We start from the raw sequence: 18,248 nt of genomic DNA, 5'->3' as shown, positions 1-18,248 counted from the left end.
AGTTTCAAAACAACATCAAATTAAATAAAAAGCACCTGGAATGAAAAATCTATTTTTATTACTTATTATTTCAATAGCATTATTTTCGTGTAAAGAAAAAATAGAACCAAAAGAAACATCAAAAAAAAATTATAAGGCAATAAACGATACATTGACTAAAAACTTGCAATTAGCATTTGATAAAGATGCTATTATTGGTTTTTCAGTATCCGTAGTGGATGATAAAGGATTGATTTATGATAAAGGATTCGGATTTACCGATATTGATCAAAATAATCCTTACACGTCAAATACAATTCAAAACATAGGTTCAATATCCAAAACACTAATTGGAATATCTTTATTAAAAGCTCAAGAACTAGGAAAATTAGATTTGAACGACCCAATAAATAAATATTTGCCTTTCAAAATTGTTAATCCAAATTATCCTGATAATCCTATTTTAATTAAACATTTAGCATATCACACTTCTTCAATTATTGATCTTGACGAGATTTATGGAAAATCATATGTTCTATAAAAATCTGAACATGAAGAAAATGAAGGTGTATTTGATTACTTCAATAAACCTGAAACAAAGATTTCATTGTTAGAATATATTGAAAACAGTCTTACTGTAAAAGGTAAATGGTACACTAATGACACATTTTCAAATACAAAACCGGGAGAAAAAAGGGAATATTCAAATATAGCTGCCGCGCTTTGTGCACAGATAATAGCTTCTGCAACGGGTCAAGATTATCAATCTTTTACAAAAGTCAATATATTAAAGCCATTAAAAATGTCATCTTCTGGTTGGTCATCAAAGGATATTGACACCACAAGGCGTTCTAAGCTGTTTGCAAATAAAGAAATGATGATAGCCGATTACTCCTTAATTACTTATGCGGATGGTGGCTTTATTACTTCAAGCAAAGATTTGGGATTATTCCTGTCTGAGTTAATTAAAGGCTACAACGGTAAGGGAGCTTTGTTAACCAAACAGAGCTATGGTAAATTATTTGAAAAACAAAAAGTTTCCGAGAAAGAAACTGACGGAGAATTCGGAATATTCATGGAGTTTAGAGAGGAGTTTTTGGGTGTTGAGGAGAAAATAATTGGTCATAATGGTTCTGACCCTGGAGTGATGACAGCAATGTATTTTAATCCTAAAACGGAAACTGGAAAAATATTAATTATTAATACAGATACCGATTTTAGTGATGATATTTGGCCAGAAATAGAAGAAATTTGGGAATCCTTATCAGTTTATGAAAACACAATAAATAAATAAATATAAGTTAGCAGCACATTATGTATTGCAAATAGGACGTTTAGTATTTAATCAAAAGGTCTACGTTTATTTATAAAGTGGCAAAATCTTTTAATCGGGCTACTTACATTATCATAATCGTTGGCATTAATTTTGATATACAATATCCTATAAATACTAAAGATAGCCTATGAAACTTTCGAATATATTATTAGCCAGTATGATTTCTTCAGGAATTGGTGTTTCTGCACAAGTAAGCAATGTTGTCAAAGACAGCCTTGTTCCAACTAAAAACAGTACTGAAATCTCATTGTCAACACCAGTTAAAGATTCAACTAAACTAAGAGAGCGGAGACGAAAAAATGATTCCATCAAGATTCATGAACAGAAAGTAAGAAGAGATTCTATATTAGCATTACGAGTTGAATCTTCTCCTCGTTTTAGTTGTCCAGCATGCGGAAGAGGATAATGGGCAATAAAAAACCTAAACTGGGTATTGCTATAGCACCTAGCCTAAAATTTTTAGAAGCTGCTTTACCGCTTTTTGCAGGAGAGAAAATTGAAATTATAGAATGGTCTTTCGACACATTAAAAGACGCTGCGGATGAGTCTGCATGGCTATCACTTTTACTTAAAGAGTATGGAGAGAAAAATAGGCTTCTTGGACATGGAGTGTTTTACTCTCTTTTAGATGCTAATTGGAGTTCTAGACAAGAAAATTGGCTTAAAAAAGTGAGGCAGGAAACTTTGTCCCACAAGTATTGTCAAATTTCTGAGCATTTTGGACTTATGAGTAGTGCTAATGCTCATAGCGGGTTTCCGCTACCCATTCAGTTATCTAATCCTGTACTTCAAATAGGCATAGATAGATTAAAACGACTTCAAGCTACTGCTCAGGTAGATGTTGGAATAGAAAATTTGGCTTTAACGGCTAATGTAGCTGATATTTTGGAACAGGGAGAGTTTCTTTTCAAATTGGTAAATCCGGTTAATGGATTTGTTATTCTTGATCTTCATAATATCTATTGTCAATCAGAGAATTTTAATATTGATATGATGACCATAATCAAGTCTTACCCATTATCATTGGTTAAAGAGCTTCATATTTCTGGGGGTAGTTGGGACACAGACTCCACATTATCTAGAAAAATACGAAGAGACACTCATGATGGTAGAATTCCAGAGGTAATACTTGAAATATTGCCAGAGGTATTAAAAATATGTCCATTCTTAGCATTTATAATTTTTGAAAAGATCGAAGATTCTTTCTTAACAGAAAAGGATGGAATAGATTTCAGAGCTGATTTTCAAAAAATACGAGAAATTATTGATGCTACAGCGTTTAGTGTTACACCTAAAGAAAAGAAGCAAGTTGCTGCAATTTTAGGCCCACCAGTAATAGATGTAGAACTTTTACAAGCACAAGTAGCACTACGTGAGAGCATTGCGTTAGGTACCTATCATACAAATACTAAATGGGATAAAGATATGTGGAAGGTAGCGACAAAGCTTTATGAAAAATGGAACAACTAATAGCCAACAATATAAATAGAAAATAAGGAGATATATCCCTTTTTTAAAAGACTTTAATTTGTAAAGAGTAAAACTCATAATTGAAGCAAAGAACAAACCATTATTTCCTTAACGGGTTTCTATTTTTTTACTTCTACTGTTTTTCCTAAGGATTTAAATAGCATTATTTTCTATATTAGTGCTGTGATATTCCACAATAAATTTTCGTGTTGTAAACCATATGTTTTATTTAGGTACTAGGAATAGCCACGTTTAAAAGCAATAGAAAAATTGAATAACTGAATATATACGGCATCAATAGAATTATTAATCGAAAAGGCAAACACACGATTATCCGTACGTTGTGCTTAACTCTGAGCCTAGTAACCAAAAAGAAAGAAAAAATGAAAATTGGAATCAAATCAATACTTATATTTCTGTTAGTATTTTCGTTTTCAAAAACCAATGGACAAAATATCATAGAAGAATATCAAAAGGCGCAAAATGACAGTATAAGAATAGGAAAATTGGATAGTGATTTTCTAAAGTATATTGAAACAGGATATACACTTGCGAAACCCGAGAATGGAAAGAATATTTCAGGAGTAATTATTTTTTTGGAAGACTCGGGTTTTGAAAATAAAAATATTAGCGCAAAACAAATGTATTCTCAAGCGAATAAAGCTGGGTTTGCTGTTTTATCTGTTTCAACAGAAATTCCATTAGACTTCTTTTTTTCCAACAACTCCATTATCGATGCACACAAAACAATCAAAAATGCATTTGAAAAAAACTATCTGCCAAATAAAAATGTATTTCTAATTGGAGTGGGTTTATCTGGGCACCGAGCATTAAAGTACGTGGAATACATTAAAAAAACTCAACCCAAGTTTTCATTAAACATTTCCGGACTAATTATTTGTGATGCACCTTTAGATTGGGTAAGACAATATAATGAAGGCAAAAGAGACAGAAGAATAAATTTTGAAGAAGGAGCCGTATGGGAAGGTACTTTCTCTAATTATGTTCTAGAGAAGCATCTAAACGGTACACCAAAATCAAATCTTGAAAGCTATCTTGATTTTTCGACTTACAGTTATTCAGACGAAACAGATAGGCACATTCAATATTTTCAGGAATTTCCAATCCGAGCTTATATGGAGATTGCCATAGAATATTGGTTAGAAAAGAAAAGAAAAACTACCATAGACAATAATGCTCCAGATATGGTTGGACTTATTGCTCAAATGAAACTAGCTAAAAATGAAAATGCAGAATTAAAAATAATTTATCCGCAAGACAGCAAAACGGAGAAAAAAAATACCGCTGCAACTTGGATTTCGGTAGATAAAGACGAACTAATGGAATGGATAACAATACAATGCGAATAAGAACTAAGCACAACCCAGCCTAATCGTAATATCGACTTTTGGCCAAAATCGAAAGGTCTGTGCATAGTAACAAAGTCCGCTAAATATAAAATTTGGCGTTTATGATAGAAAAGGTAAAAGCAAAATATTTATATTTGGCTAAGTATAAATTCGAAATGTGTCGCTAATTACCTGCCCTACTATTTCTTATATTTAACGCTAGCTGCAATAGCAAAACCGCATCCTAAAATAGGTGGACTAAAAAGAGCTTCTAATTCATGAGTACTACAGGACCCACCAAGAATACGGTTAAAACATTATGGCATACAGTTATCAGCAGTGCTGCATGGCCTTGGTTTCAGAAAGTACTCGTATTTACGATTTTCTCTTTAGTGGTAAATCATCTGGCATCGCAAGAAAGTTTTCCAGATGGAGGTTCGTATAGATTCCCCCTAGAAGGTTTTATATCGTCTATTGCCTTATGTATTCTTATAGGTATCATAGCGGAATTTAATTTTAAATTTTATAAGAAAAAGCATTTCGATAAAAAGGTAGAAATGGTCACGATTGTATGGTTTATGGCTTCTACGCTAGGATATATTACACTCATGTATATTCCTGTAAATATTATTTTAAACATAGTTACAGGTGGCCAAACGGAGCTCTATTATTTGGTGATTGGTTTGCTAATTACATTGCTATTGAGTTTTATTATGATAAGCTTACTGTATGCACAAGACCTATATAATTTATATCAGTTATCTATAAAAGATGCTGAAATCACCATTGAAAGCGGCGCAAAAACAACCAAACTCACCTATGAAAATATTGCCTGCTTTTACAGCGAAAACAAAATTGTGTACGCCGTTCAAAATGACGGTAAAACAATAACCTCTGATTTTACATTGAATGCGCTCGAAGAAAGATTGAACGATCAATTGTTTTTAAGAGCCAACCGGCAAATTATCATTCATAAAGATGCGGTAGATCAAATTGAAAAAATTGAAAATGGCAAGTTGCGTGTTCGGCTAAAAGCTGCTGTTAAGAACGATGCAATTGCTGAAATTAATATCAGTCGCTATAAACGAAAAGCATTTATGGATTGGTTTTCATAAAAGATACTTACAACGACCGACTATTCAGGTATTAATTTACGACCATTCAGTAAGAATGCCCATTTTTAAAGAGATTCTTAAAGGTTTTGTTCCTTATTTCGCTTAGAAATAAAACAAACAAAAATGAACAAAATCACCTTACGACAAACATTAATTCCTTTAACTACCCTCGCAATTATCTGCTTTATATGGTTTGGACCCCTCCAAATTGGTATGATAGAAAATATCGTAATTTCTATACTAATCATCATAGCGAATTATATAGAATATAAAGGAAAACTATTTTTAGCCCTTGGGTTTCAACGTGAAAAATTTACACTAAAAAACATCTTTGTGCTTGCTCCATTAGTAGCACTAGGACTCTTTGCTTTTTATGTCTTTGCTGTGGTTCCAGGAGTGACAAAACTCACAGGGGTTCCTATAGATTATTCAAGCTTTAAGCAACTAGAAGGTAATCTTCCATCTTGTTTAATTGCTTTATTGGTAGTGTGGGCTACGGCAGGATTTGGGGAGGAAATTATCTTTCGCGGGTATTTTATGCGGCAATTTGTAAAATTCTTTGGGGAAAGCAAAGTCAGTATAATCCTTAACATCGTCCTATTTGCATGTTTTTTTGGTTTTATGCATAGTTATCAAGGAATTACAGGGCAGCTTGTTGCCGGGTTTGTGGGATCGCTTTTAGCCTTGATATTCTACCTGCGCAAATACGATTTATGGTTTATCATTGCCGTTCACGGCTTTTTTGACACTTTTGCTTTAATTTGCATTTACTTTGGTTTGGCGTAACGATTTTAACTAATAATATATTCGCCATCCGGATAGGGGTAGAGGTCTAATTTAGAGGTTAGATTTTTTATACTATAAAAAGTAGTAAGAAATTTGAATAACCTCATACATATGGGTTTAAGACGAATATTAAATAATACAGTACATATAGGGTTGCCCGTATGTTGTGTGCCATTTGAAGGAAGATGCAAACAAACAGAATAACTTATTTTCAGATTATAATTTATTTTTCCATGGGGATATTTCTTTGTTGCAATTCGATAAATAAGAAAGAACCATTTGTTGCTAAAGAAAAAAACGACAATATTTTGGAAGACAGTTCTACCAGTGTTCATGAGACCGGTCTGTTAAATGATATATTACAAATAGACTCTCTTGAAGTAATTGTTGTTCAATGTGCAAATGGATACGAATATGCGCAACACGGCTATGATTTTAATCCAATAATAGAAAAAGAATTGAACAATTTTGAGAACATTACTATTAAGCCATTTCCACTTAAAACATTAATGGGAGTATCTTATCAAGGAGTTTTTGATAAAAAATACTGCCCGCCAATCATTGAAAAAGTAAGTGCTGATTACCTAATATTAACTCGATTTGATAGAGAATTCTACATTAGTAATAGTAACAAACAGAAATGGGGCTATGAATTGAGAGTTGTCAATACTAAAACATTGGAACAGATAACAGCTATGGAAGCACATAACCTAAAGAACTACACTGAAATTGAGAAACATATAAAACATAATATTGGGACCCTCAAAATAGCTGTTGAGAATTTGAAATAAAGTGCAAAAACACAACAAAGAACTAAGTCCACAAAACATTGCTGGTTTTAATTAAGATTTTATTTTTTACTATTTAGATTTAGAGGCTCCTGCCAAGCCAGAAGTACATCAATTTTTCTCGAAACCTTCTAGATGCTATTTGAATACCCTCGTAAAAATCATACCACTGGTTTTTTGCGAATTCTTTATGTAGGGTAGAAAATACACTATATTTTTATATCTTACGTTTTGAACAAAAACCATAGTGTCTAATTTTATCTTCCTACTATTCCTAGTAATGAGGCCTTCCAAAACAATAATAAAAATGAAACTATCAATAACTAAGTTTGGATTACTATTAATCGCATCATTATCAATTTATTCTTGTGGTCAAGAAAAATGGTCAGAGGAAGACAAAAAGGAATTCATTATAGGTTGCTTAAATGCAAATCAAAGTAGATTTTCTGAAGCTATAGCAGAAGATATGTGTAATTGTATGCTAAATAAAATGATAGAGAAGCATCCTAATATAGCAGAATCGAAAAAAATGAAACCAGAAGAAATAAAAGAAATTGCAGTTTCTTGTTGGCAAACTGATGATAAATCAAACGATAACCTTGTTGTTCATAAAACCAAAAAAGGAAAAGTAGAATTTTTATTAGATAATTGGACAGATGAGAAACAAGACCTTTTCGATTTGCAATGCACGGATGGAGATGCTAATATGAGTGTATTTGTTCATAATAGTAAAGACTTAAAAACAGGAACAACTAAAAAAGAAGTTCTAAATATGTATATAAAAGACATTATGTCTAGAAGAGAGAATGTTAAAATGGAAGTGGACGTGTATACCAAAAAATATGATGAACAGACCATGTATCAAGCTATTTATACGGCCGACTTAAAAACGAATAAAAACCTATACTCTTTTAATGTAATTGATTTTGGAGAAGATACTGACACCTTCATATTTGTACTATTTAGTGCTATCCCTTCTTATGGATTTCAAAACATGCAAACTTGGAATGATATATTAAAAACAGCGAAAGTTACTAAATAAGAGGTGTTTTTTTTTATCTAGCCACTTTGTATAAGAAAAACCACAGTCAATATCGTGTTGAAAATATAATTACTCTAACATGTATTAGCTTACAGTGCTACATATTAAAAATTAATAAGCGTCCAAAACAAAAGTAATCAGTAGAATTAAAAGTTCATCTTTTGTATTATCCGAAAGTTATTTTCATTTATCCATTATTGTAATTATTATGAAAGAAGAATACGATAGAAATAAGTTTTGTTATTTATATGATATCGAGGATAAAAATGAGGAAGAAATATATTGCCAAGAAATACCAAGTTCTATTTCTAAAATTAAGAAACTTTATATTTCAACATTAGCAATGGACTTCCCCGATACTGTCTCTAAAAAACATAGAATTGAATTGGAAAAAGATTGGATAAACCTACTTCCGAGTTTAGATAATATAACTTCATTATCCATAAGACATCGGGTAAATCAGGAATATTTTGAGGCAATTTGTACTATGAAAAACCTTAAAACTTTATTTTTTTGGACTTCCACTGTCGAAGACATAAACTCCATATCCAAGTTAAAAAATTTATCATCACTATCGTTGGACTCATTTAGTAGACTTCGGGATTTATCAGCCTTAAAATCATTGAAAAAGCTAAGGAGATTAACAATTCAAAATAGTTTTAAAGTAGAGAATTATGAAATGATTGGAGACTTAATTCAACTGAACGGGTTGTGTATAGGAGGAAATTTTAGTGGACCTAAAAACCTAGTAATAGAAAGTTTAATTCCTTTTAAAAACCTCAAAGAGCTGCAACATTTAGATATGTCTACAGTGTCAATAAGAGATAAATCTTATGATGTTTTATTAGAAATGACTAGTTTAGAACGCCTAGATGCAAACTGGAGAATGTCGGATGCCAAACGAACTGAGTTGAAAGAAAAACACTTAAGCTTAAGAGCTGGTTTTTTTGTTGATTATGACTTTGTTAAAAATGAATTTTTCCAAGATAAATCATGGTAAAATAATTGGATAAGGCATTGTAAGTGACTAGCAGATTTATTTGTGAAGAGTACAATTCCTTTTAATCGCCTTTTACCAAAAATAAGTAAAATGAAAAATATTTGTATAGGTCTTGTTCTTTCTTGTTTAATTACCTCTTGTGTTACGCAAGTTTTAAGGCCTAAGCTCACGGGTACCATTGTAGATGAACAAGGAAAACCCTTAGATAGTTGTTTGGTGGGTGGTGCGTACACAGATAAAAATGGTAATTATGAACTCCCAGAAATAACCGCCGAGAGACTTTTTAGTTTTTTTGGAGGTTCCCCAATTTTTTTGGGTGAACCCGTTCATAAAGAAGGATATGAACCCAAAGAATTAGTGGGCAGTAATCTTCGTGGAGGAGTCTCTGTAGGCACGGTTTGGCATATGGATACGATACGGCTACGAAAAACGCTTACAGATTTTTCAAAAGTAACGGTACAAGACCATTGGCTTGCGAGTATGACTAAAAACTTAGATACTGTTTTTATGACTAAAAAGGACATAGCATATGATCGTACAAAAATAGATGTAATAGCAAATAATTGTGATACCTATGCCAGAGGCTATTATTTTTTAGGAATAGATAATCTTCCCGAAAACGTTTTTGAAAGGCATATCGCTTTAGACTTAACAGATTCTATTTTAAACATTCAGCGTGTCTTAATTTATGGCGATGTAAAAACTAGTGAGAAGACAAAATATGATACTATTTATGCGCAAGGAAAATGGAAGCAAGCGCATAAAACCTTGTTTTTTAAAACGGAACTTCCAGAACTAAATGGTAGCTACAAAGTGGTGGACTTTAATTATGATTCCATGGCGTTGGTTAAACAGTAAGTTTCTCTTTTTTTGGGGATTCATTTTGTTTACCGTGATAGATAGAATAGTAAATAGCAATACAAAAATGAACATAGCACAATTTTTCTCCTCCCATATACTTCTTGAAAACGAGTCCGTTGTACTACGGCCTTTAACGATGCAAGATATGGATGCTTTAGAAACCATTGCTTACCATAAGGAGTTAGGGGAGTTTGGCGCAAGAGTAAAAAATAGAGCAGATTTGGTGGAGTATATGAACTTCTGTATGAAGTCCAAAAAAGAAAAAGAGTTGTATCCGCTACTCATTTTAACTAAAGAAGACCAAACACCTATTGGCGTAACTATGTTTGGAACTATTAGTTTTCCGCATCAAAGATTAGAAATAGGGTGGACGTGGATTGGAGCTCAATTTCAAGGAACCGGTATCAATGGCAGTTGCAAAAAACTTCTCCTAGATTATTGCTTTGATGTCTTGGAATTGCGAAGGGTAGAGTTCAGAATAGATATAAAGAATCTTAAATCTCAAAAAGCCGTAGAAAAGCTAGGGGCGCTTAGAGAGGGCCTTTTGAGAAATTATGCCATACAATCTTACGGCAATAGTGCGGGTACGTATATGTATAGTATCCTTAGTGAGGAGTGGCGTAAAAGAAAATAATATGACGAACTACCTAAATTATAGTATTATTTGTTGTTTATTATTGGTATTAGCAAGCTGCCAAACCTCAAAAAAAGAACCAAAAGCAATGGCGGAAACCCTTCCCGTGGTGCATATCCCAGATAGTTTATTTCGGCTTGATATTATTGATAATGAGAATTTTGTGAGGATTACCATTCCCGAAGGAATAGATTTTGAGCTGCCTGATTCTTTTGCAAAAACAGAACCAGAAAAATATGCCGATTTTAATGGGGATAACAAACCAGATCTTATGGTGTATTTGGGCGCTTGCGGAACGGGCGGCTGCATGTACGGAATCTTTTTAAATCAATATGATAACTACTATAAGTTAGTGTTCATGGATTATCTAAAAGGAACCACGTTTGAAAAAGATGAAAACGGATTTTTAAGTTTTCAATCTTATGAAGAAGTAACCCCTATGAACCCTTCAAAACTATACGTAACCACCTTTAAGTTTGATCCCAAGGCCTATGCCTATAAAATGGATCGTACGTTTATTCAAACCAACTGATAGGCCTGCAGTCTTCAGTTAGCTTATACTAATTGATGTAGTACACGGTACTTATAAAAACTTTCCTGTCCGATTGTCTCTTTGCTTCACTCAACATTGCTACATTATAAAATCGCCCTTTAACAGCCTTTAAAACAAGTGTTGCATTCTAAAAATACAAACTCATAGTTTTATGCTATTGTTATGTTTTTATGAAAATATACTATCTTTTTGCATCCTACGTTCTATACAGAATGCACCATGCATATTCCTAAATAAACCCAATGAAAAAGATCTTCCTTGTTACCTTGCTTACTATAGCGGTACTGGCGTGTAAAGAGCAACCAAAACCTGAGCCCAAAGTGGAGATTGTAGAAATAGAGGACTTAAAACCCAGTCCTGTAAGCAGTTCCTCTTTAACTGATACCCAATTAGCGCATATAAAAAGAATCCACAAAACCTTCGAAGAAGTATATCCTATATCTCTAGAGGAAACCATCAAAAACTTTAAAAGAGACCTGCATCCAGATAATGAAATAAATATATGGCTGGCGATGACCAATGCCTATGAACCTTTTGCAGCAGCAAATACAGGAGCGGAAAAGCTTGCGCATAGAAAAGAGGTTTATAAATTAGTTTTAATGCGTTCTATGATGCCGGATAAAGAAGCAATTAGTAATGCACGTTTAACACTATTGAGTGAGGCAGAAGCGCAAGCAATTTTAAAGAATTATAGGTTGAATGCCGCACCGATTAAAGTACAGAATTAAAAAAGCTGTACCTATTAAAGTTAGACCTTAACTATAGTGAGCCAAAGTTGCAGACATGAATGGCATGCAACTAGTACGAATAGTAGCGTATTCATTAAAAATCAGGAATGGATTTAAAAGACCCTTATATATTTTTTCCGTTACTCATAGCTCTTAATGTGCTAGCGTATATATTAAATGTTGTGATCAGTATTTTCTGGGATAAAGCTCTCAAATTTAAAGCCACCATTACCAGAAAAGAGATACTCGCATCTTTGATAACCTTACTCATCAATACTGCCATTGCAATTCCGGGATATCTACTATGGATAAACGGATTAATTGTTTTTTCTAGCATGCCTATAGTAGGTACGTTTATACTCTTATTTGTGGTACTAGATTTTTTAATGTATGTATTACATTGGGCCTCTCATACGATAGGCTTCTTGAAGAAAATTCATTTAAAGCATCATGAACATTCCGAAGAATTTAATTCCGTTAGCCTGTATTACATGTCCCCATGGGAATCTATTTTCTTTGGGCTCTTGTTAACCGCAGTAGCCATACTCTTGCCACTTAATATCTATGGTTTTATAGCCTTTCTGGTCTTTAATTGGTTTTATGGGGTTATGACACACTTAAATAGTAAAAGTGAAAGAACTCATTTTTTAATTTTCACCACTAATTTGTTTCATAAAAACCACCATCAATTATCCTATAAAAATTATGGCTTTTATACGTTTATTTGGGATAAAATATTTAGAACTGAGAAAATAATTTAGTGTACTAGGCGTTAGGGCATAGGAGGCATCTACATCGTTTAAAAGTTGTAAGTTTTCACACAGGAGAGACTATTTTAAAAAAAAATTATCCCCTAAATAATAATATTGATTTGTTCAAAGAAAATCAGAAAAATAACGACTTTTATAACTATACTTTATTATATAATTTTTACTTACTTATGAAAAAAACACTACTTATTATTTTATCTATAGTATCACTTGTTGCTTGTGATAATGATTCGTCAGAAAAAGAAAATGCTACTAAAGATTTAGAGATTTTCGTTGATGGTACGTTTTACAAAAACACGTCATTTCAATCAGGAGCAAATGAAAATTGCGGATATTTAAATCTTAATATGTACTCTTTAGGAGCAGACGATTTTATTTTTGATATGCAAATGACATTCTTAAAAAATGGTGAATTGCTAAACCTTAGTTTAACACAGATAACTGAAGATGGTACTCGGGTAAATTATAATCCACCATACCTGAATGAATCCGCTATACGGATTGAAAACTTTGTGTATGATGAAGCGAATGAAATTGTAGCGTTTGATTTTGGTGGAAAATTATATAATCCACAAGATAATACACTGATAAAAACTATATCCGGTACACTAAAGTACCCAAATTTAGGTTCCGATGAATGTGTACCACAATTCGTGCCTCAAATTACTTATGATACAGACGAGTTTAAATTTATTGCAAATCGCGTTACTCAAAATAGGCCTACAGCTTCTAGCTATAGTTTTGACTTCTATTCAACGAGCGAAAGTCGTATAACGATAACTTTAGATGAAAATGTTTGGGACTTACCGTTACAGGCCTATAGTTTTGATCAATCTTCAATTGCGAATTACGTGCAATACGCCAAATATTCTGAAATCATATCTACTACAAATGAAGAAGAAAAATGGTTTCCTTATGATACTCAAGGTGAGATTGTGATTGAGGAAAAAGTAATTGAAGGTGGTCGTGATAAATTAAGAGGTACCATTAATATGAAGGTTTTTAATAATTCCTCATTAAAATATACGATAGAACAAATGGATTTTAATATTTGGAAAGATTCTGAGTAGTCATTTGAAACCCTCAAATACAACAGTGTTTTTAAATCAAACAATACCTTCGCTAATGGGCTAGGTGTTGGTACGCATTGGTTAAGAAGAATACGCTGGCTTCAAGTGAGAACTGCTATGATACCTTTTTATTATTTTCAATATACGTACTGAGAACTAAACTTCCCCATAAACCGGGTGTTTTAAGAGCGGGAAGTGCAGTACATTTATCTTGTACACATAATAAGGCACCATCAGTCTGCATCTAATAAAAAAAATGAGAAATAAAATTCTGAGTTTACTCTTTGCGATGGTAATGGTATTTGCTTGTAAATCAAGAATAAGCACCACGAAAAACAACGAAAATTTAAGCATGAGTTTTACTCCGATTTCAACGATAGTTCCACCTATAAAGTTTGAGAAAATTCAGCGCTTTATATTGAAGAATGGCGATAGAAGAACGTATCGAAATTTTGATAACCATAACCCTCATTATAAATTTTCAAATTGTGAGGTATTTCTGGGTGCAGATATTGGACAACGCAATGGCACAAATGATCCTGCGATTTCAAATTTTAATCAACTCACCATTACCGATTATGATGCTACACTCAGGTACTATGAACTCATTATCGTTAGAAAAGGTGATTTGGAGGCAGAAAAAGCATGGATTAGAGAAGGAATGGAAGAGGAGCAAGTGTACCTAGTTGATGTTTATGGGAAAGGCCTAGCCTTACTGAAAAATAACTTACCTATTTATTTAGAACAGATAGAAAAGGAATTAAAGGCAGTTAACGAGAAATAAATTAGTACTTAATTAGCGTTTATCTAATTAATGGTAATAGCTGTTTCTACAGACCAACTTCATAATAGATCTTTTCCATATGTAGGAATCGGCATTTGGTATCTCTAGAAGGTCCAAATAAGAAAAAAAATGAAAAAAGGCTTTTCAATTTTAATCATAGTATTCATAACGTATAGTTGCAAAAATGCGACCAATACAGAGGAAGAATTTGGAGAAATTCCTTCTCAAGAACTATCCGTGTCATCAAATGCAGTTTCAAATCTTCCAAAAGATACGGCAGCGTTGAAAAGTATGGAAGCTAAAATTGACATTGGATTAATTAAACAGTGTTCCGAAGAAGGAATTACTTCATTTAATATGGACAGTATCACGGATACAAAGAAATACCTTGACAATTCGATTATAGAAAACACTCTGGGAAAAATTCCAGTAAATGGACAAAAGGATTGGTTTTTAAAAGCAGATGAATGGGAACGTTTTAGCTGTTATCAATGGGAGGAAAACCAAAATTATTTTTTATTTACACTATTGCAAAAGGATGAGTCATGTTGTTTAACACTGTATTTATGTGTTGCAGCTAAAGACGGTAAATTACTAACAATTAGGTTATTAGGGTTGTCTGGTGGTGATGGTGGTTGGTATGAAAATGACTGGGGAGAGAAAAAAGGATTTGGCAAGTTTAAACTTTTCCATGATTCTTATTATGACGAAGATAAGTTTGAAAATGGAGTGGAATTAGGAATTACGAGAGAACAGGAATACACAGAATTAGTAATCAGTTTAAAATCAAAGTCGTTTCAAATTGATACTTTGGATTATTATAAGACACAAGTATTCATAAAAAAATAGCAAAGTTTATTTAGTCTGCTATGAGCAAATAATAGGTTCGGAGCTCGTTATTGTCTTCTTGATTTAAAAAAGCGTTCAGAACTGAGATTTTTTAAATTCGAAATAATATCAATTGGATAAAATTAAAATCTTTTAGGGTAAAAGACAGCATTGGTTTTGTTCGAAAAGATGGATGACACGGCATATGGTGCTAGCTAAAAATGATTGGAAAACTCAATATATAAAAAAACCTTAGTTTTATACTTTACCATTAAAGGCCATAGAAAGAATGAAAACCGACACTAAAATACTTCTTTTCGTTTTAATAGTTAGCTTATTTTCCTGTAAAGGAACAACACAAGAATCTGGAATAGAGAAACCAATAGCTGAATTTGGCCCATCAGAATTGGAAAAAAATGGCTTTCCTAAGTCCGTTGGTATTGTTAACGATTATGGACAAATTTTTTCGGAGACACAATATTTAGAATTAACAAAAGTACTGTATGAGTATGACAGTACTACTACACGACAAATAGCGGTAATAACCATAGATAGTATTGCGCCTTATAAAAATATTGAAAAGTATGCTTCAGATTTAGGAAATGAATGGGGAGTGGGTGCCGCGGATAAAAATAATGGCTTGGTAATCGTTATTTGCAAACCTTGTAGACAAATTGCGATTGCAACCGGATTAGGAACAGAACAGGTATTAACAGATGAGATTTGTAATGAGGTAATTGCCGAAACGATTTTGCCAGAATTTAAAAATGGCGAATTTTATACAGGCATTACCAAAGGAGTGAATGAACTCATAAGGCGTTGGAATTAATTGTATTTTAGTTTTCGGTTATGGGTACTATGTGTAACCATTCTTTAGAGGCTAAATAACCGTAGCAACCATCTTAATTTTTAGCATAATACAATGAGTTTAGAATCCAAGCAAACAGCAATAGTAATGTTAGGGGCAAGTGGTGCGGTTGGTACAGAAACCCTACAAGCCTTACTTCAATTAAAAAGCATACCCCAGTTAACAATACTGGGCAGAAGTCCCATTCCAAATATAAGCGATACAGCTGTGCAGCAGCATAAAATTAATATCATGGATGTTAGTTCTTATCAAAATTTTTTAAAAGGCCATACGGCAGCTATTTGCACCTTAGGAGTAGGAGAGCCTTCAAAAATAAGTAAAGAAGAATTTATAAAAATAGATAAAACAGCGGTGCTTGATTTTGCTGTAGCCTGCAAAAATGCAGGTGTTTCTCATTTTGAACTGTTGTCTTCGGTTGATATAAGTCCTACATCAAAATCTTTTTATCTAAGAGTTAAAGGTGAGCTGGTAGCAGCGCTAAAAGCGCTAAATTTTGATCGATTGAGTATCTTTCAGCCTTCAATGATTTTAACGCCAACAAACAGGTATGGCATTGCGCAGGCTGTTACTTTAAAGATATGGCCACTTTTGAAACCTTTATTTATAGGGAGGTTTCGAAAATATCGTGGAATTCCAGTACAGGTTCTGGGACAAGCAATGGCAAAAAACATTTTTAAGAAAAATACATCGTTTGAACTGTTACAGTGGGATGAATTTTATGCAATTTCAGAAAAGGAATAAGCAAGCTAGTTAGTCTATGAGTCCATTTAAAAGTTATGAATAACCCTAAATTTAGAACAATGAAATTTAAATTAGTTAGTATTTTTTTTATGATTCCGCTTTTTATTGTTGCTCAAAATGAATCTGACAGTATCGATGCTGTTATAAAAGAATACAAGGAGAATTATGCGAATACTAGTGAAGATTTTTCAATCAAATTGATAGACGTAGATAACGATCACGATTTAGATTATATTTTTAGTTTCGGATGTGGAGAAGGTAATTGCTTGAGGGTTCATTTAAATACCAATGGAACTTATAAAAAAGTGATAGACGAGTTTGGGGTAGTTAGCGTTGATTTTATCGATTCAAGAAATAATAAGGCTTCAAAACTTACTTTAAATTCTGTAACCAATCATTGTTGCGGAGAAAGTCCTTTTGGTTCGCATAGAGATTTTTCTTTTGTAGCAGATGAAGTCGTTCTTGAAAATAATTATGTTTCCTATAACCACGAATATTATAATGATGAGGACAATTATAGACTCGTACTATTACCTGGATATACATTAGAGGAGGCCTATGATGTACGTATTACGACCGATAATTACAATGTTCGGTTTTCGGCAGATTTAAATAGTCATAATGCAAGTTTTACCTGCGATGAGCAAACTAATATAATAGCAAAACTATATAAAGGTGCCGTAGTAAGTGTTTTGGCCACGTATAAAGGAAATGATCATGAGGAAAGAACTTGGTTGTATGTAGAAATCTCCAATGAAGCCATAAATGATGATGTATGTTCTTCTCCAATTTCTTATGATTTTGAACAACAAAAACTGAGAGGGTGGATTAGCAATAAATATGTAGAAAAAAAGTAATTAGGGCGTCTAACAAAAAAACAGCAGAAAGCTTCTTTCATTCTTCGAATGATAAAAAAAGTGTTCGTGTGGCTGAAAATTACATAGCTGCAAAAAAAAATGAGGCAGTCAATATGTTAAAAATTAATTAGTAAACTAAAGGGTTAAAATTCAGCAATGAAAGTAGAAAGAAAACATACTACAACGATAGTTCAATTTCAAAGTGCATATCAACCAGACCAAATCTGGGAATTTTTAACGCATCCAAAATATGCAGTAGCATTTACGAAAGACCCTTGTTATCATAATGAAGTGAATGCCTCTTTTGAATTAGAAATAGGAAATCAATGGACAGAAATTCATACTGGAGAAGATTGTGAAGGAGATGTTGTATTATGCTCTATTATAGAGAGTACTAAAAACAAGGCTTTTACGACCGTTAGACATCAAGCTGGAATAAAAAATACAACCCTATTTAAGTTAGAAAAAAATCAAGCAGGAACCATCATTACCGAAATACAGAAATTTTCTTTAAGTGGTAGAAAAATAAGACCAATTAATATATTCTCCTGGATGATGTTGGGTACAGGATTATTAACTAAATTTTCTTTCAAGCCAGAAGATGATGCCTATTGGTTTGAACACATGGAACAAAAGTTAGAAGAAGTATATAATTCTGCTTTATAAGATTATTCCGTGTCTTAGCCTAC

General features: G+C 32.8%; 22 protein-coding genes. All 22 read left to right on the top strand.

Annotated features, from left to right (window positions below):
* The first annotated feature begins 40 nt into the window (after nt 1–40).
* The 22 genes from M666_RS20685 to M666_RS16615 all read left to right on the top strand — a co-directional run bounded on the left by M666_RS20685 (nt 41) and on the right by M666_RS16615 (nt 18,225).
* Complete coding sequence (locus M666_RS20685; protein ID WP_226989925.1) at nt 41–520, top strand: serine hydrolase domain-containing protein; 480 nt, start codon at nt 41–43, stop codon at nt 518–520.
* 66 nt (nt 521–586) lie between these two features.
* Nucleotides 587–1,273: a serine hydrolase domain-containing protein gene (locus M666_RS20680; RefSeq protein ID WP_226989924.1), complete on the top strand. Its 687-nt coding sequence runs from the start codon at nt 587–589 to the stop codon at nt 1,271–1,273.
* A 169-nt stretch (nt 1,274–1,442) separates the two neighbouring features.
* Nucleotides 1,443–1,721 carry a hypothetical protein gene (locus M666_RS16710; RefSeq protein WP_029446795.1) on the top strand — a complete coding sequence of 93 codons (279 nt, stop codon included), beginning with the start codon at nt 1,443–1,445 and terminating at the stop codon, nt 1,719–1,721.
* Nucleotides 1,706–2,785 (top strand): multinuclear nonheme iron-dependent oxidase, encoded by a 1,080-nt coding sequence (locus tag M666_RS16705; protein WP_082007927.1) that lies wholly within the window; start codon nt 1,706–1,708, stop codon nt 2,783–2,785. The genes M666_RS16710 and M666_RS16705 overlap by 16 nt, the downstream gene beginning before the upstream one ends.
* Nucleotides 2,786–3,168: 383 nt before the next feature.
* Nucleotides 3,169–4,155, top strand: coding sequence for a hypothetical protein (locus M666_RS16700; RefSeq protein ID WP_029446793.1), 987 nt, complete (start codon nt 3,169–3,171; stop codon nt 4,153–4,155).
* 257 nt (nt 4,156–4,412) lie between these two features.
* Nucleotides 4,413–5,249, top strand: coding sequence for a LytR/AlgR family response regulator transcription factor (locus tag M666_RS16695; RefSeq protein ID WP_029446792.1), 837 nt, complete (start codon nt 4,413–4,415; stop codon nt 5,247–5,249).
* A gap of 123 nt (nt 5,250–5,372) precedes the next feature.
* On the top strand, nt 5,373–6,035 hold the full coding sequence (locus M666_RS16690) for a CPBP family intramembrane glutamic endopeptidase (RefSeq protein ID WP_029446791.1): 663 nt from the start codon (nt 5,373–5,375) through the stop codon (nt 6,033–6,035).
* 233 nt (nt 6,036–6,268) lie between these two features.
* The gene (locus M666_RS16685) at nt 6,269–6,826 is read left to right on the top strand and encodes a hypothetical protein (RefSeq protein WP_029446790.1); all 558 of its coding nucleotides are present in this window, start codon (nt 6,269–6,271) and stop codon (nt 6,824–6,826) included.
* A 304-nt stretch (nt 6,827–7,130) separates the two neighbouring features.
* Nucleotides 7,131–7,865, top strand: a complete 735-nt coding sequence (locus tag M666_RS16680; RefSeq protein WP_151198083.1) for a hypothetical protein — start codon at nt 7,131–7,133, stop codon at nt 7,863–7,865.
* Between the two features lie 208 nt (nt 7,866–8,073).
* Nucleotides 8,074–8,865, top strand: a complete 792-nt coding sequence (locus M666_RS16675) for a hypothetical protein (protein WP_029446788.1) — start codon at nt 8,074–8,076, stop codon at nt 8,863–8,865.
* A gap of 90 nt (nt 8,866–8,955) precedes the next feature.
* A complete protein-coding gene (locus M666_RS16670) occupies nt 8,956–9,723 on the top strand; it encodes a hypothetical protein (RefSeq protein WP_029446787.1) in 768 nt (255 codons plus the stop codon).
* Nucleotides 9,724–9,790: 67 nt separating this feature from the next.
* Nucleotides 9,791–10,360, top strand: a complete 570-nt coding sequence (locus tag M666_RS16665) for a GNAT family N-acetyltransferase (protein WP_039326553.1) — start codon at nt 9,791–9,793, stop codon at nt 10,358–10,360.
* Between the two features lies 1 nt (nt 10,361).
* Entirely contained in the window at nt 10,362–10,892 is a 531-nt protein-coding gene (locus M666_RS16660) for a hypothetical protein (protein ID WP_029446786.1), read from the top strand.
* A 263-nt stretch (nt 10,893–11,155) separates the two neighbouring features.
* On the top strand, nt 11,156–11,641 hold the full coding sequence (locus tag M666_RS16655; RefSeq protein WP_029446785.1) for a hypothetical protein: 486 nt from the start codon (nt 11,156–11,158) through the stop codon (nt 11,639–11,641).
* A gap of 107 nt (nt 11,642–11,748) precedes the next feature.
* A complete protein-coding gene (locus tag M666_RS16650; protein ID WP_029446784.1) occupies nt 11,749–12,402 on the top strand; it encodes a sterol desaturase family protein in 654 nt (217 codons plus the stop codon).
* Nucleotides 12,403–12,581: 179 nt separating this feature from the next.
* On the top strand, nt 12,582–13,481 hold the full coding sequence (locus M666_RS16645; protein ID WP_029446783.1) for a hypothetical protein: 900 nt from the start codon (nt 12,582–12,584) through the stop codon (nt 13,479–13,481).
* A gap of 256 nt (nt 13,482–13,737) precedes the next feature.
* A complete protein-coding gene (locus M666_RS20100) occupies nt 13,738–14,265 on the top strand; it encodes a hypothetical protein (protein WP_151198082.1) in 528 nt (175 codons plus the stop codon).
* A gap of 129 nt (nt 14,266–14,394) precedes the next feature.
* Nucleotides 14,395–15,114 carry a hypothetical protein gene (locus tag M666_RS16635; protein ID WP_029446781.1) on the top strand — a complete coding sequence of 240 codons (720 nt, stop codon included), beginning with the start codon at nt 14,395–14,397 and terminating at the stop codon, nt 15,112–15,114.
* A gap of 268 nt (nt 15,115–15,382) precedes the next feature.
* Nucleotides 15,383–15,922, top strand: coding sequence for a TPM domain-containing protein (locus M666_RS16630; RefSeq protein WP_029446780.1), 540 nt, complete (start codon nt 15,383–15,385; stop codon nt 15,920–15,922).
* Nucleotides 15,923–16,015: 93 nt separating this feature from the next.
* Nucleotides 16,016–16,702, top strand: a complete 687-nt coding sequence (locus M666_RS16625; RefSeq protein ID WP_029446779.1) for an NAD(P)H-binding protein — start codon at nt 16,016–16,018, stop codon at nt 16,700–16,702.
* A 59-nt stretch (nt 16,703–16,761) separates the two neighbouring features.
* Complete coding sequence (locus M666_RS16620) at nt 16,762–17,559, top strand: hypothetical protein (RefSeq protein ID WP_151198081.1); 798 nt, start codon at nt 16,762–16,764, stop codon at nt 17,557–17,559.
* 156 nt (nt 17,560–17,715) lie between these two features.
* A complete protein-coding gene (locus tag M666_RS16615) occupies nt 17,716–18,225 on the top strand; it encodes a hypothetical protein (RefSeq protein ID WP_029446777.1) in 510 nt (169 codons plus the stop codon).
* Nucleotides 18,226–18,248: the final 23 nt, after the last annotated feature.

The organism is Cellulophaga baltica 18 (genome assembly GCF_000468615.2).
In the GTDB taxonomy this organism is placed as follows: domain Bacteria; phylum Bacteroidota; class Bacteroidia; order Flavobacteriales; family Flavobacteriaceae; genus Cellulophaga; species Cellulophaga baltica.
The sequence above is the reverse complement of the archived record's forward strand: the minus strand, read 5'-3'. Positions and strand labels throughout refer to the sequence as shown.